This window comes from Streptococcus oralis (assembly GCF_901543815.1).
Taxonomy (GTDB): Bacteria; Bacillota; Bacilli; order Lactobacillales; family Streptococcaceae; genus Streptococcus; species Streptococcus oralis_CM.
This window is the reverse complement of the sequence record NZ_CABEIU010000002.1, coordinates 65788-91006: the sequence shown is the minus strand read 5'-3', so window position 1 is coordinate 91006 and position 25219 is coordinate 65788. Positions and strand designations below refer to the sequence as shown.

Annotated in this window: 25 protein-coding genes and 2 pseudogenes; 13 read left to right on the top strand and 14 right to left on the bottom strand. The window is 42.6% G+C overall.

Going from position 1 to position 25219, the window contains the following annotated elements; all coding sequences use genetic code 11:
* Positions 1–38: 38 nt before the first annotated feature.
* The 7 genes and pseudogenes from FQT28_RS00495 to FQT28_RS00460 form a co-directional block, all read right to left on the bottom strand.
* Entirely contained in the window at positions 39–2573 is a 2535-nt protein-coding gene (locus FQT28_RS00495; RefSeq protein ID WP_143989091.1) for an SSURE domain-containing protein, read from the bottom strand.
* A 156-nt stretch (positions 2574–2729) separates the two neighbouring features.
* The gene (locus tag FQT28_RS00490) at positions 2730–3395 is read right to left on the bottom strand and encodes a potassium channel family protein (protein WP_001283884.1); all 666 of its coding nucleotides are present in this window, start codon (positions 3393–3395) and stop codon (positions 2730–2732) included.
* Between the two features lie 13 nt (positions 3396–3408).
* Positions 3409–4789: pseudogene (locus FQT28_RS00485) on the bottom strand (TrkH family potassium uptake protein).
* A 33-nt stretch (positions 4790–4822) separates the two neighbouring features.
* The gene (locus FQT28_RS00480) at positions 4823–5587 is read right to left on the bottom strand and encodes a nucleoside phosphorylase (protein WP_143989090.1); all 765 of its coding nucleotides are present in this window, start codon (positions 5585–5587) and stop codon (positions 4823–4825) included.
* A gap of 272 nt (positions 5588–5859) precedes the next feature.
* On the bottom strand, positions 5860–6483 hold the full coding sequence (locus FQT28_RS00470) for a TetR/AcrR family transcriptional regulator (RefSeq protein ID WP_000361924.1): 624 nt from the start codon (positions 6481–6483) through the stop codon (positions 5860–5862).
* A 39-nt stretch (positions 6484–6522) separates the two neighbouring features.
* Entirely contained in the window at positions 6523–7605 is a 1083-nt protein-coding gene (locus FQT28_RS00465) for an ABC transporter permease (RefSeq protein WP_125849102.1), read from the bottom strand.
* Position 7606: 1 nt separating this feature from the next.
* The gene (locus FQT28_RS00460) at positions 7607–8323 is read right to left on the bottom strand and encodes an ABC transporter ATP-binding protein (protein ID WP_000854376.1); all 717 of its coding nucleotides are present in this window, start codon (positions 8321–8323) and stop codon (positions 7607–7609) included.
* A 230-nt stretch (positions 8324–8553) separates the two neighbouring features.
* Between FQT28_RS00460 and FQT28_RS10235 the strand changes: the two are divergent.
* Positions 8554–8688, top strand: a pseudogene (locus FQT28_RS10235) (low temperature requirement protein A); the annotation flags it as partial.
* 62 nt (positions 8689–8750) lie between these two features.
* Here FQT28_RS10235 and FQT28_RS00445 read toward each other — a convergent pair.
* Both FQT28_RS00445 and FQT28_RS00440 read right to left on the bottom strand, forming a co-directional pair.
* Entirely contained in the window at positions 8751–9986 is a 1236-nt protein-coding gene (locus FQT28_RS00445; RefSeq protein ID WP_143989089.1) for a carbohydrate-binding domain-containing protein, read from the bottom strand.
* 292 nt (positions 9987–10278) lie between these two features.
* Positions 10279–10836, bottom strand: coding sequence for a sugar O-acetyltransferase (locus FQT28_RS00440; RefSeq protein WP_143989088.1), 558 nt, complete (start codon positions 10834–10836; stop codon positions 10279–10281).
* A 175-nt stretch (positions 10837–11011) separates the two neighbouring features.
* Between FQT28_RS00440 and FQT28_RS00435 the strand changes: the two genes are divergently transcribed.
* From FQT28_RS00435 to FQT28_RS00425, 3 genes are read left to right on the top strand one after another with little or no spacing between them, the layout of a single operon-like run.
* The gene (locus FQT28_RS00435; RefSeq protein ID WP_000468869.1) at positions 11012–11320 is read left to right on the top strand and encodes a rhodanese-like domain-containing protein; all 309 of its coding nucleotides are present in this window, start codon (positions 11012–11014) and stop codon (positions 11318–11320) included.
* A gap of 20 nt (positions 11321–11340) precedes the next feature.
* The gene (locus tag FQT28_RS00430) at positions 11341–12996 is read left to right on the top strand and encodes an FAD-dependent oxidoreductase (RefSeq protein ID WP_143989087.1); all 1656 of its coding nucleotides are present in this window, start codon (positions 11341–11343) and stop codon (positions 12994–12996) included.
* Positions 12986–13282, top strand: a complete 297-nt coding sequence (locus tag FQT28_RS00425) for a rhodanese-like domain-containing protein (RefSeq protein ID WP_125849112.1) — start codon at positions 12986–12988, stop codon at positions 13280–13282. The genes FQT28_RS00430 and FQT28_RS00425 overlap by 11 nt, the downstream gene beginning before the upstream one ends.
* A gap of 44 nt (positions 13283–13326) precedes the next feature.
* On the opposite strand, the gene FQT28_RS00420 is transcribed toward FQT28_RS00425, so the two are convergent.
* The 3 genes from FQT28_RS00420 to FQT28_RS00410 form a co-directional block, all read right to left on the bottom strand.
* Entirely contained in the window at positions 13327–13815 is a 489-nt protein-coding gene (locus FQT28_RS00420) for a prolyl-tRNA synthetase associated domain-containing protein (protein ID WP_143989086.1), read from the bottom strand.
* 196 nt (positions 13816–14011) lie between these two features.
* Positions 14012–15325, bottom strand: a complete 1314-nt coding sequence (locus FQT28_RS00415) for a DUF6630 family protein (protein WP_143989085.1) — start codon at positions 15323–15325, stop codon at positions 14012–14014.
* A 53-nt stretch (positions 15326–15378) separates the two neighbouring features.
* On the bottom strand, positions 15379–15636 hold the full coding sequence (locus FQT28_RS00410) for a metal-sensitive transcriptional regulator (RefSeq protein WP_143989084.1): 258 nt from the start codon (positions 15634–15636) through the stop codon (positions 15379–15381).
* A 182-nt stretch (positions 15637–15818) separates the two neighbouring features.
* Between FQT28_RS00410 and FQT28_RS00405 the strand changes: the two genes are divergently transcribed.
* From FQT28_RS00405 to FQT28_RS00365, 9 genes are read left to right on the top strand one after another with little or no spacing between them, the layout of a single operon-like run.
* On the top strand, positions 15819–16439 hold the full coding sequence (locus FQT28_RS00405; RefSeq protein ID WP_380435603.1) for a GTP pyrophosphokinase: 621 nt from the start codon (positions 15819–15821) through the stop codon (positions 16437–16439).
* A 9-nt stretch (positions 16440–16448) separates the two neighbouring features.
* Positions 16449–17123 carry a response regulator transcription factor gene (locus FQT28_RS00400; RefSeq protein ID WP_143989083.1) on the top strand — a complete coding sequence of 225 codons (675 nt, stop codon included), beginning with the start codon at positions 16449–16451 and terminating at the stop codon, positions 17121–17123.
* Complete coding sequence (locus FQT28_RS00395) at positions 17124–18356, top strand: sensor histidine kinase (protein ID WP_143989082.1); 1233 nt, start codon at positions 17124–17126, stop codon at positions 18354–18356.
* Between the two features lie 51 nt (positions 18357–18407).
* Positions 18408–18815, top strand: coding sequence for a hypothetical protein (locus FQT28_RS00390; RefSeq protein ID WP_143989081.1), 408 nt, complete (start codon positions 18408–18410; stop codon positions 18813–18815).
* Positions 18816–18860: 45 nt separating this feature from the next.
* The gene (locus FQT28_RS00385) at positions 18861–19925 is read left to right on the top strand and encodes an ankyrin repeat domain-containing protein (protein WP_143989080.1); all 1065 of its coding nucleotides are present in this window, start codon (positions 18861–18863) and stop codon (positions 19923–19925) included.
* 25 nt (positions 19926–19950) lie between these two features.
* Positions 19951–21024, top strand: coding sequence for an ankyrin repeat domain-containing protein (locus FQT28_RS00380; RefSeq protein WP_143989079.1), 1074 nt, complete (start codon positions 19951–19953; stop codon positions 21022–21024).
* Positions 21025–21048: 24 nt separating this feature from the next.
* Positions 21049–21639, top strand: coding sequence for an SMI1/KNR4 family protein (locus tag FQT28_RS00375; RefSeq protein ID WP_143989078.1), 591 nt, complete (start codon positions 21049–21051; stop codon positions 21637–21639).
* Between the two features lie 27 nt (positions 21640–21666).
* Entirely contained in the window at positions 21667–22389 is a 723-nt protein-coding gene (locus FQT28_RS00370; RefSeq protein WP_143989077.1) for a DUF4241 domain-containing protein, read from the top strand.
* Positions 22390–22401: 12 nt separating this feature from the next.
* Positions 22402–22959 (top strand): SMI1/KNR4 family protein, encoded by a 558-nt coding sequence (locus tag FQT28_RS00365; RefSeq protein WP_000051082.1) that lies wholly within the window; start codon positions 22402–22404, stop codon positions 22957–22959.
* Positions 22960–23037: 78 nt separating this feature from the next.
* Here FQT28_RS00365 and FQT28_RS00360 read toward each other — a convergent pair whose 3' ends face one another.
* Positions 23038–24075 carry an aldose epimerase family protein gene (locus tag FQT28_RS00360; RefSeq protein ID WP_038806522.1) on the bottom strand — a complete coding sequence of 346 codons (1038 nt, stop codon included), beginning with the start codon at positions 24073–24075 and terminating at the stop codon, positions 23038–23040.
* A gap of 146 nt (positions 24076–24221) precedes the next feature.
* Entirely contained in the window at positions 24222–25217 is a 996-nt protein-coding gene (gene lacD, locus FQT28_RS00355; protein ID WP_084947563.1) for a tagatose-bisphosphate aldolase, read from the bottom strand.
* Positions 25218–25219 lie beyond the last annotated feature (2 nt).

The window sequence follows — 25219 nt, the reverse complement described above, 5'->3', positions numbered from 1 at the left end:
ATAACACTATTTTCCCTAATGTTTAAGTGATTTGAATCTTAATCTTCTCGTTTGCTTGTCAAACCCAAAAGTCCAACAAGACCTGCCAAGGCTAGACCAAAGATACCAAGGCCAGCTGTAGCCGTTTTAGCTTCCCCAGTATTTGGTAACATCGCTTTATCATCTTTTTTCATCATATTAGCCATTGGGCTAGAAGCTGGTTGATCTACTTTCATATCTGACATATGGTGATTTGTACCCATCATACCCTCAGTCGTACCTGTAGAGCCTGTTTCAGAAGGCTTCGTATTCATCTGACCTTGTTGAGATGGTATTGTCGCCATTTCTGATCCATGAAGTCGAATCGTTACTTGACGAGTAGCAATCAGATTGGTCAAATCAGGTTTGCCATCTTTAGCGCCATAGACTTTAACAGTAGCTAGATATGTATGGGTTCCGTTAGCTCGAAGTTGATCCAGCAAGGCCTGACCATCTTTGCCAACCGTATTGCCATTCAAATCCACTTCGTAGAAATATTGGCCTTTAGCCAAGCCTTCAAGTGGCAATAGAGCTGGATTTTTAGCTGTTCCGTTGTCTGACCATGGGGCTTTGTCTGAAGCTTTTAACAAGAGGCGAGTCAACATACCATCTCCACCAAAAGCTTCGTATGGAATAACTTGGTTGACACCGGCCAAGAATGGACCCGGAACATTTGCTTTTTCAAGGTAGCTAGTTGGAACATCAATCATGTCTTTGACATTGTTAACAACAGACTCTTTGACCTGATTTGGTGTGGTCAAGCCATTCAAGTTAACATCCAAATCTTTAGTCGCTACCAGATTAGTTAAGTCAGGTTTGCCATCTTTTGCACCGTACACTTTGATGGTAGCCTTATAGCTTTTCGTACCATTTTGTTTCAAGAGGTCAAGAAGCTCTTTGTCAGATTTGCCTTGGGTGCCTGCCAAGTCTACTTCGTAGAAGTAAAGGCCTTTGCCCAATTTTTCTACTGGTGGAAGAGCGGGATTTTTAGCTGAACCATTGTCTGACCATGGAGCCTTATCAGAGGCTTTCAAGATAAGACGAGTCAACATACCATCTCCACCAAAAGCTTCGTATGGAATAACTTGATTGACACCAGCTGTAAATGGACCTGGGAAATTAGCTTTGTCAAGATAGCTAGCTGGGACATCTACTGTATCTTTGGTGTTGTCGGCCACACCTTTTTGCACTTCAGCTGGAGTAGTCAAACCATTCAAGTTGACATTTAAATCCTTAGTCGCTACGAGGTTAGTTAAGTCAGGCTTGCCGTCTTTTGCACCGTACACCTTGATAGTAGCTTTATAGCTTTGTGTACCATTTTGTTTCAAGAGGTCAAGCAGCTCTTTGTCAGATTTACCTTGGGTGCCTGCTAAATCCACTTCGTAGAAGTAAAGGCCTTTGCCCAATTTCTCTACTGGTGGGAGAGCGGGATTTTTAGCTGTTCCATTGTCGGACCACGGAGCCTTGTCGGATGCTTTCAAGATAAGACGAGTCAACATGCCGTCACCAGCGAAGAATTCATATGGAATAACTTGATTGACACCAGCTGTGAATGGTCCTGGGAAGTTGGCTCTATCCAAATAAGAAGCTGGGACGTCTACTGTGTCTTTGGTGTTGTTGGCCACACCTTTTTGGACTTCAGCTGGAGTGGTCAAACCATTCAAGTTAACATCCAAATCTTTAGTCGCTACGAGGTTAGTTAAGTCAGGCTTGCCGTCTTTTGCACCGTACACTTTGATGGTTGCCTTATAGCTTTGTGTACCATTTTGTTTCAAAAGGTCAAGCAACTCTTTATCTGATTTTCCTTGGGTGCCTGCCAAATCCACTTCATAGAAGTAAAGGCCTTTGCCCAATTTCTCTACTGGTGGGAGAGCGGGATTTTTAGCTGTTCCGTTGTCTGACCATGGAGCCTTATCAGAGGCTTTCAAGATTAGGCGAGTCAACATGCCGTCACCAGCGAAGAATTCATATGGAATGACTTGATTGACACCAGCTGTAAATGGTCCTGGGAAATTGGCTTTGTCAAGGTAGCTAGCTGGAACATCTACTGTGTCTTTGGTATTGTCAGCCACACCTTTTTGCACTTCAGCTGGGGTGGTCGCTGGTTGCGCTTCACTGGCTTCACGGTCTTGCCCAGAAACTGTAGACGCAGGACTTTCCACAGGTTTAACTGCATCTTCTGTTTGTTTCTTAGAGTCAGGTTGTGCTTGCACTTCTTCTTTTGGTGCTACTACCGGCTCTTTAGCAGTTGCGTCCGCTTTTTCTGAAGAGCTTGTCGTATCCACACTTTCTTTAGGTGTTGGAACAGACTGTTCTGAAGGAAGAGCTACATCGACTGCTTTTTTGAGAACCTCTGCTGGTAAGTCGCTCTTTTCACTCACAGAAGCAGCGTCTGGCACGACTTGGGCAGGAGTCGGATTGACGACATCAGCACGCGCAGAACTTGGTTGACCAACTAGGACAAAGAAGCCACTAGCCACAACAACTGAAGCAACACCGACACTGAGACGGCGAATAGACCAACGAGTATATCTTTGATTTGGATTGAATTTCATAGGATTCTCCTTAGAGTTTTCTTTTTTTGATGACTCTAGTATAATCTCCTAAAATTAAAAAGGATTAAGAAAAAGTTAAAATTTTTCTTAAATCCCTCTTATAAAATACTTATATTGACTCGTTAATCATTTGGAAAGAGAGTAGCCCTTCCTCTCCTACTCACTCAGTTCAGCTAGGGTGTCCAGATGTTGGTTATTAATGACGGCCATGATGTAGGCATCTGCCTGCAAGAGGTCATTGGGGCCGAATTGGACATCCAGCGGAGCATTTTCGTAGGAACGAAAGCCAAGTACGTTGAGGTTGTATCGCCCACGCAAATCCAACTGACTGAGGCTTTTACCTACCCATGATTGGGGGATTTTCATCTCGACAATCGATACATTCTTGTCCAGCTGAAAGACGTCTACACTGTTATGAAAGAGGATGGTCTGTGCCAATGAGCGCCCCATTTCAAACTCTGGTGAGATGACTGCGTCTGCACCAATTTTTTCCAACACCTTTTTAGCTGTATGGCTTTTGACCTTGGCAATAACGGTCGGCACTCCTAGACTCTTGCAGTGCATAACCGCGAGAACACTGGACTCCAGATTTTCCCCCGTTGCGACAACTACAGTATCACAGGTGTCAATCCCCGCTGATAGAAGGAGTTCTTCATCCGTGATATCTCCAACTACCCCACGCGCCAGCACAGGTTCAAATTGATTAATGCGCTCCTCGTGGTCATCAATAGCAATGATATTCATGTCATGCTTGGCTAAGGCAGCCAAAACACTGCTCCCAAAAATTCCCAAGCCTAAAATTCCAATTGTCCGATCTGACATCGTTCTTCCTTTCTTATCCAATGGTGATATCTGCTTTCATATAGTGAATCGTATCTTTCTTGTCTGGCTGGTATTCCGCTACACTGACCAGTAGTGTCAAGGGACCAATACGACCGATAAACATCAGCAACATAACGATGCTGAGGGCTAACTTACCTAACTCCGGCGTTAAATTTGCCGTCACCCCAACAGTTGCAAGTGCTGAAATGGTTTCAAACATAAGGTAGATAAAGCGCGGATTTCCCTCTGCTGTTATCCCTAGTAGGATCAAGCCCAGCAAGAATGTTAGCAAGAAGATAATAAAGACGCTGAAAGATTTTTGCACGGTTCGGGGTTCAATGGTCCTCCGAGCCACATTGGCATGAGGCAAGCCCAATAGTTCGCTACGAGCGAAGACCAACAAGACAAAGAAGGTCGTAATCTTGAGTCCCCCCTGCTGTCCCTCCAGGTGCCCCGCCCAGAAACATCTGTAGGATATAGATGAACAAGGTCACTGGTCGAGCCTGGGTGTAGTCAATGGAAGCAAAGCCTGCCGTTCTCATGCTGACGGTCTGGAAGAAACTAACCAGCAGTTTCTCTGGAGCGCTGAGATTCTCAATCGTTCCAGGATTGTTCCACTCGATGAACAAAGTCGATACGGTTCCAAAGAGCAGAATTCCCGCCGTTAAAAAGAGAACCAGCTTGGTATGGAAACGCAGACGGCGTTTTTTCTTTTTCCCAAACTGGGTCGCTAGGTCAAACCAGACCATAAATCCTAGACCACCCGTGATAATCAAACCCGCAATCACTAGATTGATCAAGGGGTCCGTTTGAAAGGCTAGCAAACTCGTACTTCCAAAATTATCAAATCCAGCATTACAGAAAGCTGAAATAGCCAGAAAGATAGAGGTTAACATCCCTCGACCCCAGCCAAATTCAGGAATGAAGCGGAAACTCAGGAGAAAGGCACCGATCCCTTCCACCAGAAAAGTCGTCAGAAAGATCGAACGAATGAAATCCTTTAGAGACTGGGTTTCTCCATAACCGAAACTTTCTTGAATGGTCTCCCGGCCACGAAGACTGAGCTTTTGCTTGCCTTGGATGTAAAAGATTCCGATAAAGGTCATGAGCCCCAAACCACCAATCTGGATCAAGAGCATACAGATCAACTGGCCCCACATATTGTAAGTCGAGGCCACTGGCTGGGTGAAGAGCCCTGTCACACAGACCATGGATACAGTTGTAAAGAGATGGTCAAAGTAGGTCGCTTGTGACGTTGTTGCTTGCACAAAGGGAAGGCTTAAAAGGAGCGAACCCAAGAAGATCACTAGGGCAAAACTTAAAAAGATGCGACGGGCTGGCGATAAACGAGACAGCGTCGTCTTGATTTTTTCCAAAAAAGATTTGAATAACATAGCTACATTCTACCATAAAAACAGTCAGAACACTCACATGTGGTGCACAATAGCAAGACAGAGTTCGAGTGCCTTGTCAAAAGCTTCAGAACCCCAGTCACGACTGTCGTAGTTGTCCAGATCCGCCAAGGAATCTGCGGTAAAGAGCAATTCTCCCCAGACAACTCCACGTAGCTGAGCTACTGCCGCAAGAGCCGAACACTCCATCTCCACAACAGCACAGCCTTCTTCCTTACGATAGGCAACCTTTTCAGCCGTCTCTCGGTAAAAACCATCTGTCGTCCAGGTCATAACTTCCTCGTAAGGAATGCCTCTTTGTTCTAAGACTTGCTCAATGACAGAGACAGCCTCAATCTGCATCTCCATATAACGAGAAGGTGCTACATAGTGATAGCTGGTCCCCTCATCTCGCAGAGCCCGAACAGGGACGAGAAAGGCATTCTCCTCTATATCGGCTAGGACGCCACAGGTTCCAGTGGAAATGATTTGCTCCACACCATAGCCAATCAACCAATCCATAAACTGGGCCGCTGGGGCAGAACCAACAGGCGCTTGAGCCAGACAAATCTTCTCACCCTTGTAGTTGAGGACGTAGACTGGATAAGTCTTGGTGGCCGAAACGAACTCACCAACACAATCCGCCCCTACTTCCTGGGCATATCGGTCAATCTCCTCCTCCAAAAACGCATAGATACACTTCTTTGGCAACTTTAAGTTCAATCCCTCATGTGTTGGCATAAGGACCGCCTGGGGATTGTCATCAAACTCTAAAATGGGAATCGCATGCTTCTGAATCATAGCCCACCTCCTCTAATTTTGTACTATTGTATCAAAAGCTGACGGAGTGTCAAGGAGGAGACTTTAGCAAGCCAGAAATCTCCTCTTCCATACACTTAAGAAATCGTTGCACCGCTGGAGAGGTTGGTTTCTGTTTTGGCAAAATGATTGAGGACTTATAAACACATATCAAATGCAATAACAAAAAGACATGAATCTGAAATAAGCAGAACATGTCTTTTTTAGCTTGTTTGAAAGTCAAGTAAATAAACCTTAGTTCTTCTAGAACTCCCTTATTTCCACAAACCACCTAAAATCTGTTTTTCTAATAAGTCCAAGTCTTCCTCTTTTATTTCTCCATTATCGCTAACGATATAAAGCTGAGCGAAGTAAGCCAACAATGGACCAACACAAATACGAACCATTTGAGGAATCGTTAACTCTGGATTTACACGTGGATCTGCTAGCAATTCCTTATGAAGCACTCGAAGTTTATCTTGAATAGCATTCCAGATAAAAATCTGTTCATTTTTTAGTTTTTTATTTGAAAAACTCTCCTGCAGAATGATTTTCATCAAAGCACGATTTTTTTTGAGATAGCTCATACGATCATGGACGAGATAACGAACCCTCTCTTCTGTCGTTTCAAAAGCTAAGAGTTCCTCAAAAAAACTACCGAAAATGCCTGGGACTACAGGATGTAAAATAGCCGTCAGTAAATCATCCTTCGTCTTAAAATACTTAAACAAAGTTGCCTGGCTTAGTCCAGCACGCTCAGCTATGTGAAGAGTTGAGGTCCCATGGTAACTCCTGGTTGATATGAGATCCACTGCTGCCTGCATGATTTTTTTCTTTCCTTGAGGGTAATTCGCTTCTTCTAAGTAATCTTCAAACGATTCAAAAACAGTCTTATCCATCTAATCTTCACACCTTTTTAGCATTATTTATGTTGATTTCTAAACTTTACGATAACGACGCAATCCAACAATATTAAGAATTGTTAAAATGATCAAGAAAATCATTAAAACACCAAGATTTGACAAAATATCACCAAGATTGTGCCCGTAAAGAATAATCTGACTTATTGCATCACCAGAATAGGTTAATGGCAAAAATTTCCCCACAGTTAGAGCCCATTCTCCCATGGATGACAATGGAATAATTCCTGAGAAAAAAAGTTGGGGCATAATCACGAGAGGAATAAATTGCATCATTTGGAATTCTGATTTTGCTAGAGTAGACAAGAGAATTCCAAAAGCTAGTGCTACAAGAGCCAGTACCACATTAACTATTATAACATTTAAAATACTTCCTACAACTTCTACATCTAGTAGCCAAATTGCTGCTAAAACGACAACTGCCGTTTGAAAAATCGCAATAATACCGTAAGACAACATATAGCCATAGACGATTTCAGATCGTTTCACTGGTGTTGCTAACAAACGTTCTAGTGTTCCACTGGTGCGTTCTTTCAAAAGCGCCATACCTGAAATCAAAAAGACAAAGAAGAAAACTACAAAACCTATCAAAACCGGAATCATATTGGTAAAGAAGCTTGTATTTTCATCTCCATACTGGTAAGACTCCTTGATTTCTGGTGTTTTTGCGTCCGAGTCCAATTGTGGAAGAGCTTTTTTAACACGAGATAGTAACTGATCGGTGCCTTCACTGGCGATACTTGTCCGTAACACTTGTCGTATCATAGAGGTCTTGGAGGCATCTGTGTTTGCGTAGTCGACCTGGTACTCACCGTCTTTATAAGAAATCACAGCATCGACTTTTTCATTTGCTAGCGCTTCTTTGGCTTGATCTAAGTCTTGATAAGTCTTGACATCCACATGATCGAGCTCATCCATTTTCGTTACCAAACCAGTTGGTAGATCCTGTGTTGCTAACTTGACATTCACGGTTGTACTAGCTGAAAACATGAGGTTCATCAACCACATGATAAAAACAGGTGCTATAAACATCAGGGCTAGAGTTCGTTTGTCACGAAGTAATTCTTTGATGACCTTTTTTGCAATCGCTATTGTTCTCATTTTACTCACCTTCTGCTTTTAAAAATACTTCTTCAATACTTGAAACTTGATAACTTTCTTTTAAGTGTTGCGGTGTATCAAAAGCAATGATTTTTCCGCCTAATAATAAGCCGACCTTATCCGTCAACTCTGCTTCATCCATAACATGGGTAGTAACTAATATCCCAACCCCATTGTCTCTAAGCGCGAATAATTCTTTCCAGATTTTCTTTCGAAGAGAAGGGTCGATTCCAACTGTCGGTTCGTCCAAAATCAAGAGTTGAGGATTTCCTAAAAGCGCGATAGCCAGTGACAAACGCCGTTTCATTCCTCCAGAATAACCAGATACCGCCTTGTTTAAGTAGTCCGTCAGATCTACTACTTGAGCTATATAAGCAATTTCCGCCTTCAGGTCTTTTTTAGAAAGCCCCTTTAGCTGACCAAAAAATTCCAGATTTTCTTGGCCTGACAAGGTCTCGTATAAAGCATCTGATTGGGCCATATAGCCAATATCTCCTAAAATATAGCGATTGGGCATAGTGTGATTTAACACTAAAGCTACGCCTCCATCAGCCTTTTCCATTCCTAACGTAGTCTTAATCATAGTTGATTTACCAGCACCAGACGGACCAATTAAGCCTATAATTTCTCCTGGCTGCAATTCAAAGCTGACATGATTCAGAACTATTTGATGGTCAAAAGATTTTACTAAATCTTGTAAATGTAGTAATGTTTTCATTTACTTCCTCCTTGGTGAGTTAATACTCACTTTTTAAATCACCGAAGCTATTATAGTGAGTAATCACTCACTTGTCAAGAGAAAGGGTTAAATTCTTTAAAAAAATAAAACACCAGATTCGTATCTGATTTTTATAATGCACATGTCTTATTTCTAAAAATGTTTTTGAACTTCCTCTCTATACTCCGAAATGGTCTTTCCTGTCCACTTTTTAAAGGCCTATTCTTCCTCTACTTTTCTCAGCCAATCCTACCATCGTCATTGCTATCGCAACTCTAATGACCTTGGCGATGGAAATTCATTTTACTCATTTTTATATGAAACAGACTAAGAAATTTTCAAGACCTAATTGGGAGTTGTTTTAGCTACAATCCATCTCTCAAACACAAAAAGTCTCCCTTCTCTTTCGAGAAAGGAGAGTTTTTGTTTATCCTTGTCCGCCAGGGGCTGGACCGCCGCCTTGAGGGCCTCCATTTGGTCCACCGCCTCCAGGCATAGAGTTGACAATTTCCGTTTGTTTTTCACCGTTGAGATAGATATCTCCACCTGTGTAGGTCGCAGTTCCATCAAAGTCAAAACCTGTTTGACCAGTCATTTTAATGGTTCCGCCTGTGACTGTGATATTGCCGTTTGATTCGATTGGATCTGTGTCTCCTTGACCGACTTCTACTGTCAGGTTCCCACCGTTCATGGTGAAGAAGATTTCACTCTGTTGGGCGTTTTTATTAGCTGCGTTGACTCCATCATCTGTCGAATAGATGCTAATGTCCCCACCGTTGATAGTGATGGATTTACCTTCAAGTCCTTCTGTCGAATTCTTGACGGTGTAGGTACCACTATCGATAACCAAATCACCTGATGCGTGGATGCCATCATCTCCTGCTGTGACGGTGATGTTGTTGTTGGATAGGTACATGATTCCGACTGAAGTATCCTCGTCATTGTCCACCTTTACGCCATCTTCTTTGGCATCGATGATCATAGTCGTACCAGTGATGTTGAGTTCATCATTAACATTAAAGGCATCGCCAACTGCTGTGATGTTATAGGTTCCACCCATGATATGGAGGGTGTCGTTGGCCTTGATACCATTGTTCTTCTTGCCATCTACATTGAGAGTTCCTTTCCCGTTTATGGTCAAATCTACCTTAGAAAAGAGAGCTGCATCTGCTTTTTCGTCGCTGTTAGAGCTTGAGTCAGAGAGACTGTTGGTGGTTCCCTCTGCTAGAGTCAAGTAGACATGGCCGGCTGATGTCGCAGATATCGCTACATTGGTGTTGGTCATGGTCGCGCCTTTTAGGACTAGATGAACATCTGCAGACTTATCTGCCTCGATCTTGATCTGCACTCCGTCAGACTGACCTGAAATCACATAGGTTCCAGATTTTGTGATGGTCACTGTTGATTCAGAGACTGTCACCCCATCCCCAGAAACATTTGCAGATGAGCCAGATAGCTCAATTTTAGAAGCTGTGCTTTCGTCATAAGAGGTATCATTGTCCTTATCTGTAAAATAGGATGATTGGTTTGTCTTTGTTGCAGTTGTTGTTGCATTATTTGTAGTTGCATTGGTATTGGATGTAGTTGTTGACTGGGCACATGCTGCCAGCAGCACCATTGCCGTTAAACTCGTTACGAGTAGGGTCCATTTTTTTGATTTCATACCTTTTTCCTCTCCTTCGTATGATATAGCTAGACAGTCTACAGAAGATTCCTGAAACAAAACTAAAACTTTTCTGAAAGTTTCCTTAAATTCAGTTTGGATTAGATTTCGCCTAGTAATTTTTTAGAGAGGACTGCTAAAAACAATTTTTGAACGCTAGGCTACCTTTAATAGGGTTTTTAAACCAAGATTCCCCAGTACGATGTCTCCTTGACCAAGAAAGCCAAAAAGAAGAAAAATTTATAAGACTAAAGCTCATAAAAAGAACAGCCCAGGCTGTTCCTTTTCACTTCTATTTCACAGGTATTTCCTTAATCACACGCGCAGGATTGCCACCTAGGACGACATTGTCTCCAAAGGACTTGGTGATTACAGCCCCTGCTCCAGCAACGACATTATTTCCCAGTGTCACTCCAGGAAGAACTGTGACGCCACCACCAGCCCAGAAATTGTCTCCGATGGTGATGGGCTTGCCATATTCGACCCCTGAATTGCGTTCATTCGGATCCAGTGGATGGAGTGGGGTTAAAAACTGACAATTGGGACCAAGCATGGCGTTGTTCCCGATGCGAATCGGACAAACATCCAGCATGGTCAAGTTCCAATTAGAATAAAAATTTTCCCCTAGATGGATATTGACCCCATAATCGACCACCAGACGTGGATTGACATAGAGATTTTGCCCAGTTGAGCCAAACCAAGTCTTGATGATTTCGGCTCCCTTCAAGGGATCTTCTTCTCGGTTAAAGACAGCCTGTTTTTGGCGAGAAGCCTGCGCCAAGGTCCGTAACTCTGGGTCCGACGGACGGTAAGGCTCCCCTGATATCATTTTCTGGTATTCGCTAGTCATCTTATCACCTCATACTTAGTTTGGCCCCATCATATCAAAAAGCCTTTGAAAGGTCAAGAATGGCCTGCTTTCTAGACTCTCGAAATCAATCCCCTCCCAAGTCAAAACAACTTGCTTGACAAAAGATTGACTTCATGGTTTAATATACCCCATAAGGGTATATTTGGAGGTGCCTATGTTTCACTTATTATTTACAAAAATTGACAGTATTTCTACCAGCGAGTTAGAAGCTAAACTTAAGGAACCGATTCAGCTACTAGATGTTCGGACGCCTATGGAATTCCGTAGAGGTCATATCAAAAATGCCAAAAATGTTCCTTTAACGGAAATCGGTTCTTACACACCAGCGACAAAAGAAACACTTTATGTCATTTGTCATTCTGGTGTGCGAAGCAAACTAGCCGCTAAGAAACTAAAGAAAAAAGGCTACGATGTCATCAATGTTCGAGGCGGTATGAGCGCTTGGACAGGTAAAGTCATCTAGAAGCATAAAGGAGAAAGTCAATGAAAATTATCATTGTCGGGGGAGTTGCAGGCGGTATGTCAGCAGCAACCCGTCTCAGACGTCTCATGGAAGACGCTGAGATCACTATTTTTGAGAAAGGTCCCTTTGTTTCCTTTGCAAATTGCGGACTTCCTTACTATGTTTCAGGAGAAATTGCAAACCGTGATAGTTTATTGATCCAAACTCCTGAAAGTCTCAGGGCACGTTTTAATCTCGATGTGCGACCATTTCACGAGGTCGTCCAGATTTCGCCAGAAGAACACACTGTGACAGTGCGACACGATGGACAGGAATTCACAAAAAGCTATGACAAGCTGATTCTCTCTCCGGGAGCTAAACCATTTGTCCCTACCATTGAAGGCTTGGCAGAAGCGAAGAATGCCTACACGCTTCGCAATGTTCCTGATCTCGATGAAATTATGGCAGCCTTGGACAATCATCCAAAAGAAGCTGTCGTCATCGGTGCAGGCTTTATCGGGCTTGAAATGGCTGAAAATCTGGCAAAACGTGGATTACAAGTCACTATCGTGGAGAAAGCACCCCATGTCTTGCCACCATTAGATCAGGAAATGGCGGCCTTTGTCCAAGCAGAATTGCTAGCAAACGGCGTCCGTGTTATCACTTCTCAGTCTGCGACTCGATTTGAAGACCAAGGAAAAGTCATCCTTCTCGAAAACGGTCAAAAGATTGCTTCTGACCTCACCATCCTTTCTGTAGGTGTTGAACCTGAAAATGGACTGGCTCAGGCAGCGAGGATTGAACTGGGACTACGTGGCGGTATCTTGGTCGACGAACACTACGAAACCAGTCAAAAAGATATTTTTGCAGTTGGAGATGCCATCGTCGTCAAGCAAGAGATTACTGGCCAAGATGCCCTCATCTCTCTAGCTTCTCCTGCCAATCGTCAAGGACGCCAAGTGGCGGACGTCATCGCAGGACTCGGTCGTACAAACAAGGGCAGCATCGGCACTGCTATCGTTCGTGCCTTTGATATGACAGCTGCTTCGACTGGTCTCAGCGAACGTAGTCTTGGTATGAATCAACTTCCTTACAAGGCTCTTCATGTCAGTGGGAAAGACCACGCTGGTTATTATCCAGACGCTACTGATATGACCTTGAAGCTCCTCTTTGACCCAACCAACGGCAAAATCTACGGTGCCCAAGGAGTTGGGAAGAAAGGCGTTGACAAGAGAATCGATATCCTAGCAACTGCTATCAAGGGAAATCTCACCGTCTTTGACTTACCAGAGTTAGAGTTTACCTATGCGCCACCATTTGGCTCTGCCAAGGATCCCGTCAATATGCTGGGTTACGCAGCCTTGAACCTTATCGAAGGTCTCAGCGACAACGTTCAATGGTACCAGCTCGAAGACGAACTAGCTAAAGGAAAGAAATTCCTAGACGTGCGGACGAGTGGCGAATTTCAGAGTGGTAGACTCAAAGTCGACACCATCCACATTCCCCTAAACGAACTTCGTGAACGCTTGGATGAACTGGACAAGAACCAAGCCTACATCGTTAGCTGCCACAGTGGTTTGCGCAGCTATATCGCAGAGCGTATCCTCAAACAAGCAGGATTTACCGTCCAAAACCTTGACGGCGCTTATTCACTATACAAAATGGCTAACCCAGAAGGAGTAGAATATGGTAACTAGTATCAGCATGGCTGACTTTTATGAAAAATATCAAAATGAAAAACTAGATCTTATCGATGTACGTGAAGTACATGAATTTCAAGCAGGACATGCACCAGGTGCCAAAAATCTTCCGTTAAGCACCTTGGAGCAAGGCTACAAAGAACTCAAACCTGACCATGCATACCATGTTATCTGTCAAGGTGGAGTACGTTCTGCATCTGCCTGTCAATTTCTCAGCGCCCAAGGCCTCACCGTTATCAACGTAGAAGGTGGTATGAACCACTGGCCAGGTGAGGTAGAATAATCAAAAAAACCGATTAAGATGAACTTAGTCGGTTTCTTTAATCTTTATAACTCGATGATATGAGCCTCATAGCCAATGGCTTCTAGGAATTTGAGTATATCTTTCGTATCCAAAAAGAGGGTTTTCTCGTTGGTATTGGGGTGAAAACTCATCCGTTTTTCAGACATGATTTCTTTGTCGAAATAAACCTGAATGTCCTTGTCAGTATTGTTCAGCAAGCCAAATGGAGAGACAACGCCTGCGGGCAAGCTCATTTTTTCAAACAAGCTCTCAGAGGAAGCCATACGGATTCTATTGGCTCCTACCAAGTCTTTCAAGAGGTCCATATCCAAACGTTTCTTATCATCCATAATCACGAGATAATAGGCTGTTTTCTTTTTGTTGGTGAGAAACATGGTTTTTGTACGGACACCTTCGATCCCTTCGATAAAGCTATCGGCTGGCTCTGTTGTCAAGGCTGGCTCGTGCTCCACGATTTCAAAAGAAATATCTAGCTCATTTAGCATCCCTACTACTTTTTCGTATGCTCCCATTTGCTGGCCTCCTTTAACTTGTCTTACTACCTTTAATTATACCAAAAAATGGGTTTTCTTCCAATTTATATCCAAGTATCTCTAGGTTTCTTTCATTTTCATACAAGTTATCTTAGACGGAGCCCCAACTGTTAGGATGGGCATGATTTCCAGCCAGCAAGCCCATCTTTTCTTTCCACCGCATAGCCACAAGCCATTACATATTTTTTGCATGGCCGAAACGCTGATTGATTGTGTGACTCAAGGTGACTAATTTTTCCAGAATATCCCTCTTGCAGATAAATAGCACATAACTATCACTATTAATATCCATACAAGCAAGACAGAAATCGTGTCCAGCCCATCTTTCGTCCAAAATTTTACACCAAGTAGGGATGTCATCACCCTCGTCGAACCAATTCTCCTCCAAATCAAGAGTTTGTTTAGCTGCCAGAGGCGTTAATTGGTACAGAAATTCATCCTTATCTGTCTTCCAGTCTAACTCAATGACTGCATCCACAGCGAGCAGTTCATCAGCAATAGCAAGCCATTTTATCATAGCTTCATCTACTTCTTCGCCTATGCCCCGCTCGTCGTATCTATCTGCATACTGCTTGAAATAGGCTTTCGGTGATTCAAAACAGGAGGTCAAACGAGATCGTACCTCACTATCATCTGTTAGCAATTGGGTTATTTCCTGATAGATTGCGATATTTTTCTGCTCATCTGTCCGCATATCTAGTACAATTTCCCAGTCTTCTAGCTCTGGTGTGACTCTGTTCTCCAAATATGCCCGAAGCATGTCTTGAGTTTCTTTCTCGCTCAGACCATTTTTTTCGTAGATTACATTCTCGTTGATTCGTTCGGCGTCGGCAACACTGATCTCAAAACGAAAAGCGTCCGAATCTTCATCCTGACAAACCTGTACAAAATCCGATACAAGCTGACTCCCCTTTAGTTTAACTGGCTGCTGAGGTATTAAAGTGAGAAAATCCCTATCACCATCCTGTACAGCTGCTAGTTGCTGCCATACTTCCTCAAGTTCAAAGCCATTTTGTTTCTTCTCACCATCATCTAGCACCCAATCCGCAAAGATTCTTCCGGAAATACTCGCAAAATCTGATCCCTCATCTCCATCTAGATAAGGCTGATCACTTGTAACAGGGGCCATCTCTTTGACTACCTTTTCAGCCTCTTTTCGAATCCAATTTTGTCTAAAAAAATGGGCAACAACACTAGGAAAGATCAAGACAGGCAGACAAATAAGAGTCCCTGCAAGTGCGAGACCCTTATATCGATTTTTTGTGGGGCTCCCTTCTGATAGCTGATTTAGAAAGTCCGCTACTTGATTAAAAAGTTCGCCCCCAGTGACCCACAATAGGAACAAACATTCCACACCAAGTAGGCCAAGCCAGATAAACGCCATTCGCTTCGCTGCCTGACTACAGATCTCCATTTTAGTTTGTATAGGAATAGCTTCTGCCTCAGGAACACTCTGAAACCATTTTTCTGCTCGTTCTTCTTTTGTCATCTTTACCCTCCTGTGACTTACTTTCTTATCTTGTTCTATCACATAGAGAACTACTATTTTCGTTTGATTAGGTACTGAACAGCCTTTTCTAAGCGCTCTTTTTGAGCCTCAGGGTCGTCTAGGGGTTGGTTGATGCAGGCTGTGAGATTCTCGGTAATGATCATCTCAATCACACGCTCTACACTCGAACGAACCGCTGTCAACTGGGTAATGATATCTGCACAATCACGCTCTTCATCGATCATCTTTTGAATCCCACGCAACTGGCCTTCTGAGCGTTTAAGCCGTGTTATATACTTTGAGTTTGTCATCTTCTTATCCTTGGTCGATTTTTCTTCATTATATCTCTAATGGACTCCTTTGTCAAAATTCTCGTTCCCTCTTTATCAATAGAATCTCACCCTGCTATCGCTTTCATGATATAATAGAATGACAAATACTATTAGAATCTATGCTTGTAGCAATACGAGTCATTCTTAGAATGGACCAGCCTATGAACTCTATCTATGGCCCTTGCGAAGTCTACTTACCCACTATCTTGCAGACCTTTATTCAAGATATGGAAAAAGCCGCAGCTAATTACAAAAAAGAAACCTCCCTCAAACTATATGAGCATTTGCATGCACGCATCAAAACAGAAAAAAGTATGCGTGAAAAATGCCAACGCAAAGGCCTTCCTCAGACGAGTCAATCCGCTCTCAAAGAAATCCGAGATGCTATCGGCGTTCGTATCATCACAGGCTTTACAGATGATATCTACCGCATCGTAGAGTATATTCGTCAGATACCCACCATCCAGATTTTTAAGGAGAAGGACTATATTCGTCAGGTCAAGCCCAATGGCTACCGCTCCTATCATCTGATCCTCGAAGTGACCACTCCCTATCCAGATTGCCTGGGAAATGCCCAAGGTACCTACTTTATCGAGATCCAGCTACGCACTATTGCCATGGATTCCTGGGCCAGCCTTGAGCACCAGATGAAGTACAAGAAAAACATCCAAAACCCTGAACGAATCACGCGCGAGCTCAAACGTTGTGCCGATGAGCTTGCTTCATGCGACTTGACCATGCAGACCATCCGTGATTTGATTCAGCGATCTGACCAAGACTAAGGAGAACCTATGAAAATCCTACTTGCCGAAGATGAAGCTCAACTAAATCGCGTCATCACTGTTGCTTTAGAACGCGAGGGCTATAGCGTTGATTCTGTTTTTAATGGACAAGATGCTGTCGAAAAAGCTACAACTAACCACTATCACCTCATGATTTTTGACATCATGATGCCGATCAAGACAGGAATCGAAGCCCTCAAAGAAATCCGCCAGTTGGGCAATACGACCCACGTCATCATGCTGACAGCCATGGCTGAAGTAGATGATCGTGTAACCGGACTCGATGCAGGTGCCGACGACTACTTGACCAAGCCCTTCTCACTCAAGGAACTATTGGCTAGGCTCCGTTCTACTGCCCGCCGTCTGGAGGACTATACCCCAGATACGGTCCAATTAGGAAATACTCGCTTGGATATTGACGAACAAGAATTAGCTGCTACAAACAGCATTCGTTTAGGGAAAAAGGAGACTCAACTCTTGACCCTCCTCATTCAGCATGCTAACCAGACCCTCAGTTGTCAACAACTACTAGATCAAGTCTGGCCAGATGAGCTGGAAGAAAGTGATTACGAGCTCGTTTTTCTCTATATTTCCTATCTCCGCCAAAAGCTTCAAAGCGTTCAGTCCAACTTGCAAATCTTAGGATCTGCAAAAGGGCCTTTCCAACTGATAGGAGGAGACTAGATGTTTCGAAAACTACGCATCAAGTTTATTGTCACAGCCACTGCTGCTATTGCTCTGATTCTTGCTTTCTTTCTGGTCTTGATGAATAGCATCGTCTATACTCAGACAGAGGATAATATCCAAACCGTCCTCTCCATCTTGTCTAAAAATGAAGGCGAACTCCCAATTACAGATGAAATCAAGGAAAGTTTCACCAAAAAGAACATCCAGGAAGGGATTATCTACAATTTTCAGTATTTCTCTGTCAGAGAAAAGGGAAATGACTACACTATTTCTCTAGGGAATGTCCAATCACTGACCGAAGCAGACGTCAGAGGTTTTCTCCAGAAAATTCTTAAAAAACCGGAAACCTATGGCACGATTACTCGCAACGGGCGCTACTTCACCTACCAGATTAGTCAGACAGCTTCGGGCAAGCTCCTAGTCTTCTTTGAAGCTACCAACTACATTCGCGAACGAGACACCCTCTTTCAAGTCTCTATTTGGTTATCACTGGCTAGCCTATTTCTCCTTGCTCTGCTCTTTACCTTGATTTCTGGGATTGTTATCCGTCCCTTCGTCAAAAACTATGAAAAACAACGGATGTTTATCACTAATGCAGGTCATGAACTCAAAACACCGCTGGCTATCATTTCGGCCAATACCGAGCTTCAAGAACTCATGGAAGGAGAGACTGAGTGGAGTATCAGCACCAAGGAACAGACCGAGCGTCTCAACCACTTGATTGGAAGACTGATCCGACTTGCTCGGCTCGAGGAGCAAGAGGATATCAAACTAGCTCCTCAAAACATCTCCGTCATCGCTGAAAAGGTCGCCTCAGACTTTGCTCCTCTCTTTACCAAAGAGGATAAAAAATTTGAAAGCCTGATTGAAGCAGACCTTGTAGAAAAAGTAGCCCAAGAGGAATTTTATGAGCTTCTTAGCATTCTTCTTGACAATGCCCGCAAATACTGTGATCCAGCAGGCACCATCCGTCTAACTCTCAAACGCAAAGCCTATCTCCTACGCAAGCGCACCTGTATCACTGTGTCTAACGACTACAAGGATGGGCAGCCTGCCAATATTAAACGCTTCTTTGACCGCTTTTATCGCGCCGAAACATCACACAATAACCAAACCACATCTGGTCATGGTATTGGCCTCTCTATGGCTCAACACCTTGTCAGCCTGTTTAGAGGGAAAATCTTTGTCACCTACAAAAAGCAGGTGATTACCTTTACCATCTGGTTGTAAACGTGGAGAGTCTGGTCGGAGTTCATCTAATTACAACATAAGGAGAAGCCAATGGAATTTTTAGTAGCCGAAGAGGGTACTCCTCAAAGCATCGGTTTTGAGGGAGCGGTGATTGCATATTATGGGAGTGAGATAGAATTTCATTATGAAACTGTGCCACCGCATGGAGATGATATTTTTTCTGCAAAATTGCCTTTATTAGATATTCAACTTCCATTTTGGATGTATGGAAGAAATCTCATATTTTTAGATGCCTATTATTTGCTTGCAGAAACAGTAAAGAAAGGGACTTGGAATCCTATAACAAGTATGCTTATCAATATCCATACAGGAAAATATGCCAGCTTAGATCACTGGTACAACAACATTTCGGTCAAGGAAAAAGAAATCGAGTTAAAAAATGACTACGATGGAAGATCTATGATTTTAAAAGATGTTAATGGGCTTAAGTGGGTTTAGAAATGTAAAATGCAAATGTTGGTTTTATATTAAAGGAGAAGAACAATGGCCAAAAAAAGAGTGACCTTACCTAAAAATTTTGATGAACTGATTACAGCAAGAGATATTGAAGCTCTTAAAGCAGTATATGATAAATGTGAGCTTACTGCTCATGACGGCAGATACAGCTTAAATACGGCACTTCATTTTGGAGGTGTTCCTGATGAGCTTGTTATCTGGCTGGTGGAACAGGGTTTAGATGTAAATACTCCTGATTATTATGGGCGGACGCCATTATATAAGCATGCTACGCTGGGTAGGGATACTGTGAAACTACTTTTTGAATTAGGCGGAGATATACAAAAGCCTGATACATACGGGAGTACACCTCTGCATACGGCAGCAGGGTTTTTCCGACCTAAGATAGTAAGTTTTTTGATTGAAAAAGGTGCAGATGTTAATCCCAAAACTGATATGGGACGAACTCCTTTAGCTGAAGCCCTTGCTACTTGTAGGCAGATTAATATTGCACAGGTAGCAGAAATTGCAGAAATGCTCATAAAGGCGGGCGCTGAGGTAACTCCTGATATGGCAGAAAGAGTCGAACTAATCGGAAAGGATTTTGAATTTCACAGAGAAAACTTTAATAAAGATTACTTGACTGAAACAGAAGCAGGGCTTGAGAGACTCTATGCACTGTTTGATGTAAAGCCTGCTCCGAAACGCAAGATACATGACGGAGTTTCTCCTATTATTGTAAAAAAAAGTTCTTGGAAGGAGCAGTATAACGAGCTTTGGGATTTACTCATTCCTTCAAGCGGGCCAGCGAAAACTGTACAAGGCGAAGTGATCCGTATAACAGGGCGCGTACAGGATGAGCTCTATAGAAATGGCGGTGTCAACTGGGATAAACACTACCGGAACATGCTTAAAGCCCTGCCAAATCATTTCGCTTCAGGTACACCGCTTTCCGAAGAAGAACTGGAAGAAACTAAGGAACTGATTTCCAGCATCCGTGCAAAAGGCAGTGATGAAGATACTATAACTGAACGTTTGTGTGAACTTTCGGTTCTCTGGGTAAGCTTAAATCCTGATCCGCTTCCTTTAGGGGAAATAAATTATAACAGATGAGTACATAATCTGTAGGAGACTTAAAATGGTCAAATTAAAAGATATAGGAAATTTTAAATCTGTTCCACAAATTGTAGGTGATATTATAAAGGGAAATATACCCGCACTAGATGAGTATTTTTCAAAGGGATGGGATATTGAAAAGGGTATAAAAATAGGTAAGTATACCACTTTGTCACCTTTAGACATCGCCTTGATTATGGAAAGTTTTAACTCTGTAAAATGGCTTGTGGAAAAGGGCGTCAATCTGAATGTAAAAGGAAATCCGGCATTTTTGCTTGCTGTAAGGTATTGTGATGAAGCTATTATCAGGTATCTGGTAGAACATGGCGCAAAGGTGAACTGTGTAAATGAGATAAAGGCAGAGGCCTTTGAACAGGCTTTATATGGGAAAAAATATGAGAACCTGCCTCTTATCCACGAATTAGGGCATAGGGTAGAAAAATACGGTGGACAGGCATTTCGCAGTGCAGTTTCAGAGAGAAATTATGAAGTACTTGATTTCTTTATAAAGAACGGAGTTAATATTAACTACAATGCCCCTGATACGGTCTATCCTTTTAAACCAACTCCGCTATGTGTAGCCGCTAGGTATGTTGATTTGAAAATGTGTCAATATCTTGTAGAAAATGGGGCGGATGTAACCATAACAGAAAAAGGCGGTATGCGTCCATACAGCATCGCACTTGAAAATGGCGATGAAGAGATGGCTGACTATTTTAAGCAGTTAGAGCCTGAAGAATACCACAGTTTACAAAATAAACTGGATGAACTGAAGCCATTTAAACTGCCTAAGGTGGTCATTGATTTTCTTCAAAGCGAGGAATTACATTTTGAACTTAATGACTGTGATTTTAAATGGATAGAGTTTTTCTCTTTAGTCAATACTGTTCCGATTAAAAAAGGTAGACAGAAACTTCTGCGTATATCTAAGCTGACAGGAGATTATGACCATATCTATATTGTATGGGATCCTAAAACAAAGAAAGTGGCTTCCTATGATATAGAGCATGAAGAGTTGAAAGATATGTGCAGTTTTGCGAAATTTGTAAATGATATGCCAGCATATATGCAACAAATAATCGAAGGAGATCTGTAACTAAGCAAATAAAGGGTGGATGGTATGCAGATAAGTGATGAGATAAAAAAGATAGAAGAGTACATCTGTGAAAATTTTGAGGAATGGGATTTGGATGACCCTGTAGAGGAAGAATATCTGGACGATTATCAGGAAATCCCTGGAGCTTCTGAGGAAGAACTGGTAGCATTTGAGGAGAAATTTGGGATAACGTTGCCTGATGAGGTAAAAGAGCTCTACAGGTATAAAAACGGGAGTAACTATCTCAGTATTCTGCCTTGCCTTGTAGATGAAAGAGACATAGCCTTTTGCTTGATGAGCCTGCAGGCTATCGAAAACACTAAACACTATTTTCAAAACAGAGACGCCCTCTTAACTGAATTTCCTGAGCATTTTACAAGCCAAGACATTGAAAAAATGCGGGACGAGAGGATAAAACCCTATCTTTTTAATAAAAAATGGATTCCTTTTGCCGAATATTGTGACAGCTGTTTCCTGATGCTGGATTTTGATCCTGACAAAGAAGGAAAAGAAGGTCAGATTCTTTGCTATATCCATGACCCTGATGAAGTTGTGTATGTCGCAGAAAGTCTTAAAGACCTAATCTTTTCGATCATTAGGGAAATAAAAGCATAAGATAGAAGATTTAGAAAGGAACCGTTTATGGGAAAAACACAAGTTTCAAAAGAATGGTTGCAAAAGTACCAAGAAATAAAACATCTACTCACTTCGTCTGTCAATTATGCAGAGTGTTTTGAGAGGAAAGAAATACAGGGTGCAGAAATTTTTGTTTTGGATATGGGGGAAGTGACTTTCCCTAGCGGAGAAATTCTGGTTCGAGATCCTTTGGTCTGGCTCCGTAGAGAGGAAAAACCCTACTTACAGTCTGTTCCCAAAGGAACATATAGAATAAAAACCTTAGTAGCCAAGTTAGAAGAAGATCACTACAGGTATGTAGCAACTAGAGTTCAATTTACAGATCAAGTGCCAGTCATCTACTATGAAGCACTGACTGGTGATGAAGATATAGACGCTGTTGAAAAAGACTCTTATTTTGGATTTGCAGTTGATGCAGGTCTGGCAACGATAGTAGATGTTGAAACCAAGAATGCCTACTGCGATTTTGAAGATAATTGGTATAAAGAAAATCCTGACAAAAATATCTACGATGATTTCTTTGCAGCAGTTTTTGCTCAACATGCCATAGACAATCCCCTTTATCAACGTGAGGGTGGGGATTGGATTAATTTTAAAATCCCCAACACTGACCTAAGCATTCCGATGATCCAATCAGGTTTTGGAGACGGAGTCTATCCCGTCTACTTTGGCTATGATAAGGATAATCAGCTTTGTGATTTAGTTGTCGAATATATTTACCTAGAATAGAGAGGAATAGCAATGTCACTAGAAAAAATCTATGATTATTTTCATCATTATGATTCTAAAACCTACCAAGTTGTAGCCTGCATGGGAAACGAACCCTCCGAAGAGGAGATACAAGATTTTGAAAAACTGTATCAAATCAGTCTTCCAGAAGACTTTAGAGAGTTTACCATGTCACCCCTAGGCGGACTATATATGGAAGTCAGGGAGGAACTGTGGCCTAGAGCTAAAGCATTTGATGTGGCACCATTTTGGACATTTTGCCGTGGTATTAAGGTTTACGGCATTGCAAATGAGATACCTGATTTTCTAGATATTCGACTGAAGACCAAAGAATTACATGAACTAGGCTTTGTAAATTATATCCCTTTTCTGTCTATCATCGGTGATGGAGATGTGATTTTCTGCTTTGATAAAAATAATCACATTGTCGCCTTAGATTGGTATAGTAGTGGAGAGGCTGAAGAACTCGATAGTGACTTTTCAGATCTTTTGCTCAAGCAAATCCAAGAACTGGAGGAGCGTAAAAACAGAATGTTAGAGAGAATCGAGAAACAGAAAAAAGAAAAATAAGCCATGTACTGACCAAACTGCCTCTAATGTCAATACAACAGCACGAAACTCAAAAGAGCTGGAAACCAGCTCTTCTTTTTATTTTACAACAAGCTCGTAGCGAGTTTTGCTGGTAAAGGTTTGACCTGCTTTGAGAATGACTTGGTCTTTGAAGTCACTGTGAATGGCATCTGGTAAAGCTTGCGCTTCAAGGGCAATCCCATTGTGCTGTACCATTGGCTGACCAGCTATGAGCACACTCTCATCAACAAAGTTTGCTGTGTAGACCACAAAGCAAGGGGCCTCTGTCTTGAAAAGTAGGAAGCGACCTGAGTTTTGGTCATAAAGGAAACCAGCATTGTCATGACCTGTAGGAAGGGCAAATGGGTGATCCAAACCAGATACCAACTGGATTTGCTCATCTTCCTCTGCAAAGATGTCCTTCAACAAAGCACCATTGTAGATATGTTTAACCACATCACGAGTAGCATCTGGAGTCTTAGCTGGAACACCGTCTGGAGCGATTGGGTAAATGCCCTCTGTGTTTAGCTGAAAGACATGACGGTCAATCGTCTGCGTGAAATCACCAGACAAGTTAAAGTAGCTATGATTAGTTGGATTGACAAGCGTATCCTGATCGGTTGTCACCTTGTAGCTGATTTCGTAGGCGCCAGTTTCTTCCAAGTGATAGCTGATCCAGATCTTAAGATTACCAGGGAATCCTCCCGTCCCGTCTGTACGCTCTGTGTAGAGAGTCAAACCATGGTCGCTCACTTCGACCAATTCAAACAAGCTCGCATCCCAACCTGTTGAGCCACTGTGGTTACAGTTACTAACATTATTGACTTCAAGATCATAGGTATGACCATTGAGTTCAAATGTCGCACCTGCGATACGGCCCGCTACAGGACCTACACTTGCTCCATGCTTGGGACTATTGCCGACATAGCTATCAAAATCATCAAAGCCCAAGATCACATTGGCAAAGTTTCCAGCCTTGTCAGGTGTGACATAGCGCAAGATGGTCGCACCATAAGTCATAACTTCAAACTGGTAACCACCATCAGTCTCAAAGCGATAGGCCAAGACATCCTTGCCCTCATGATTTCCAAATACACGCTCTGTGTATGCTTTCATTCTTCTCTCCTTTGATCCATTTCTCTCAAGTAAACAAACCATAGAGAGTGTATGCACCATCTATGGTTGTAGTTTCTATTTTCAGAATCCTTTGTCAGAAAACCTTAAGTATCTTCTTAACAAAAAGGGGGTCTTCTATACTTGTTTTATGCTTCTACACGTTCAGTCCATGAAGTCGCTGTTGTTTGAAGAACTTTGTTGAGTTCATCAATGTTCTCAAATCCAGTTGTACGCAACCATTCGCGAGCTGCTGCTTCACCGTCTTTGATGTAGGCTTCAACTGATCCAGCCCAAGTTGCACGGCCGCAAAGAACACCGTTGAAGTTTGCGCCTGATTCGTGGGCAAAGACAAGTGTTTCTTGGAAAAGTTTGGCTGATACACCTGCACTCAAGTAGATGTATGGAAGATTTGTTGCTTCGTCTTGCGCTTTGAAGAAAGCTGCCGCTTCTTCGCGTGTATGAACGATTTCACCTTCACCAAAGCCTTCAACGTATTTCACATTGACTGGAACTTCTACTTTCAAGACATCGATGTTAAATCGTGGGTCTGAGAAGATCTTCATGGCACCGATAACCTTGTGTGGTTTCACTTTAGCGTATTCTGCAGAACCTGCGTCAGCGATTTTTTCATCGTAAGCCAAGATTTCAAGGAAGAATGGGATGTCTTCCGCCACACACTCTGAACCAATGCGTTCGATGTAGGCTTGTTTTTGTTGGTTGAGTTCGTCAGAGCTATCTACGTCATAGTAAAGCAAGAACTTGACAGCATCTGCACCTTGTTCTTTGATACGTTTTACAGACCAAACATCCAAGCAGTCAGGCAAGCGTTTGGTGCTTGTTGTATCGTAACCAGTTTTTTCATAAGCAAGGAGAAGACCAGCATTGGCATCAAGCGCTTTTGTAGCTGGGAGACCATACTCAGGGTCAAGGAGCATAGAGGATGCGTATTTTGTCAATTCATCTGCTACCAAGACTTTGAGTTCTTCCATTTGAGCCACTGTTGGCTCTTCTGTTTGGTATTGAGCCATGAGGCGTTTCAAAGCGCCACGTTGGTCAAAGGCAAGAGCTGAGATAATGCCGTTCTCGTCAGAGAGTTTTTGCAAGCAAGCTACTTTATTAGGACTTAATTGTAGTTTATTCATAG

Coding starts and splice junctions, on each gene's coding strand:
- FQT28_RS00405 (WP_380435603.1), top strand. CDS start 15,819: ATGAACTCTATCTATGGCCCTTGCGAAGTCTACTTACCCACTATCTTG.
- FQT28_RS00490 (WP_001283884.1), bottom strand. CDS start 3,395: ATGTCAGATCGGACAATTGGAATTTTAGGCTTGGGAATTTTTGGGAGC.
- FQT28_RS00425 (WP_125849112.1), top strand. CDS start 12,986: ATGGTAACTAGTATCAGCATGGCTGACTTTTATGAAAAATATCAAAAT.
- FQT28_RS00470 (WP_000361924.1), bottom strand. CDS start 6,483: ATGGATAAGACTGTTTTTGAATCGTTTGAAGATTACTTAGAAGAAGCG.
- FQT28_RS00420 (WP_143989086.1), bottom strand. CDS start 13,815: ATGGGAGCATACGAAAAAGTAGTAGGGATGCTAAATGAGCTAGATATT.
- FQT28_RS00370 (WP_143989077.1), top strand. CDS start 21,667: ATGGGAAAAACACAAGTTTCAAAAGAATGGTTGCAAAAGTACCAAGAA.
- FQT28_RS00395 (WP_143989082.1), top strand. CDS start 17,124: ATGTTTCGAAAACTACGCATCAAGTTTATTGTCACAGCCACTGCTGCT.
- FQT28_RS00385 (WP_143989080.1), top strand. CDS start 18,861: ATGGCCAAAAAAAGAGTGACCTTACCTAAAAATTTTGATGAACTGATT.
- FQT28_RS00400 (WP_143989083.1), top strand. CDS start 16,449: ATGAAAATCCTACTTGCCGAAGATGAAGCTCAACTAAATCGCGTCATC.
- FQT28_RS00445 (WP_143989089.1), bottom strand. CDS start 9,986: ATGAAATCAAAAAAATGGACCCTACTCGTAACGAGTTTAACGGCAATG.
- FQT28_RS00460 (WP_000854376.1), bottom strand. CDS start 8,323: ATGAAAACATTACTACATTTACAAGATTTAGTAAAATCTTTTGACCAT.
- FQT28_RS00365 (WP_000051082.1), top strand. CDS start 22,402: ATGTCACTAGAAAAAATCTATGATTATTTTCATCATTATGATTCTAAA.
- FQT28_RS00415 (WP_143989085.1), bottom strand. CDS start 15,325: ATGACAAAAGAAGAACGAGCAGAAAAATGGTTTCAGAGTGTTCCTGAG.
- FQT28_RS00495 (WP_143989091.1), bottom strand. CDS start 2,573: ATGAAATTCAATCCAAATCAAAGATATACTCGTTGGTCTATTCGCCGT.
- FQT28_RS00465 (WP_125849102.1), bottom strand. CDS start 7,605: ATGAGAACAATAGCGATTGCAAAAAAGGTCATCAAAGAATTACTTCGT.
- FQT28_RS00380 (WP_143989079.1), top strand. CDS start 19,951: ATGGTCAAATTAAAAGATATAGGAAATTTTAAATCTGTTCCACAAATT.
- FQT28_RS00435 (WP_000468869.1), top strand. CDS start 11,012: ATGTTTCACTTATTATTTACAAAAATTGACAGTATTTCTACCAGCGAG.
- FQT28_RS00440 (WP_143989088.1), bottom strand. CDS start 10,836: ATGACTAGCGAATACCAGAAAATGATATCAGGGGAGCCTTACCGTCCG.
- FQT28_RS00375 (WP_143989078.1), top strand. CDS start 21,049: ATGCAGATAAGTGATGAGATAAAAAAGATAGAAGAGTACATCTGTGAA.
- lacD (WP_084947563.1), bottom strand. CDS start 25,217: ATGAATAAACTACAATTAAGTCCTAATAAAGTAGCTTGCTTGCAAAAA.
- FQT28_RS00480 (WP_143989090.1), bottom strand. CDS start 5,587: ATGATTCAGAAGCATGCGATTCCCATTTTAGAGTTTGATGACAATCCC.
- FQT28_RS00410 (WP_143989084.1), bottom strand. CDS start 15,636: ATGACAAACTCAAAGTATATAACACGGCTTAAACGCTCAGAAGGCCAG.
- FQT28_RS00390 (WP_143989081.1), top strand. CDS start 18,408: ATGGAATTTTTAGTAGCCGAAGAGGGTACTCCTCAAAGCATCGGTTTT.
- FQT28_RS00360 (WP_038806522.1), bottom strand. CDS start 24,075: ATGAAAGCATACACAGAGCGTGTATTTGGAAATCATGAGGGCAAGGAT.
- FQT28_RS00430 (WP_143989087.1), top strand. CDS start 11,341: ATGAAAATTATCATTGTCGGGGGAGTTGCAGGCGGTATGTCAGCAGCA.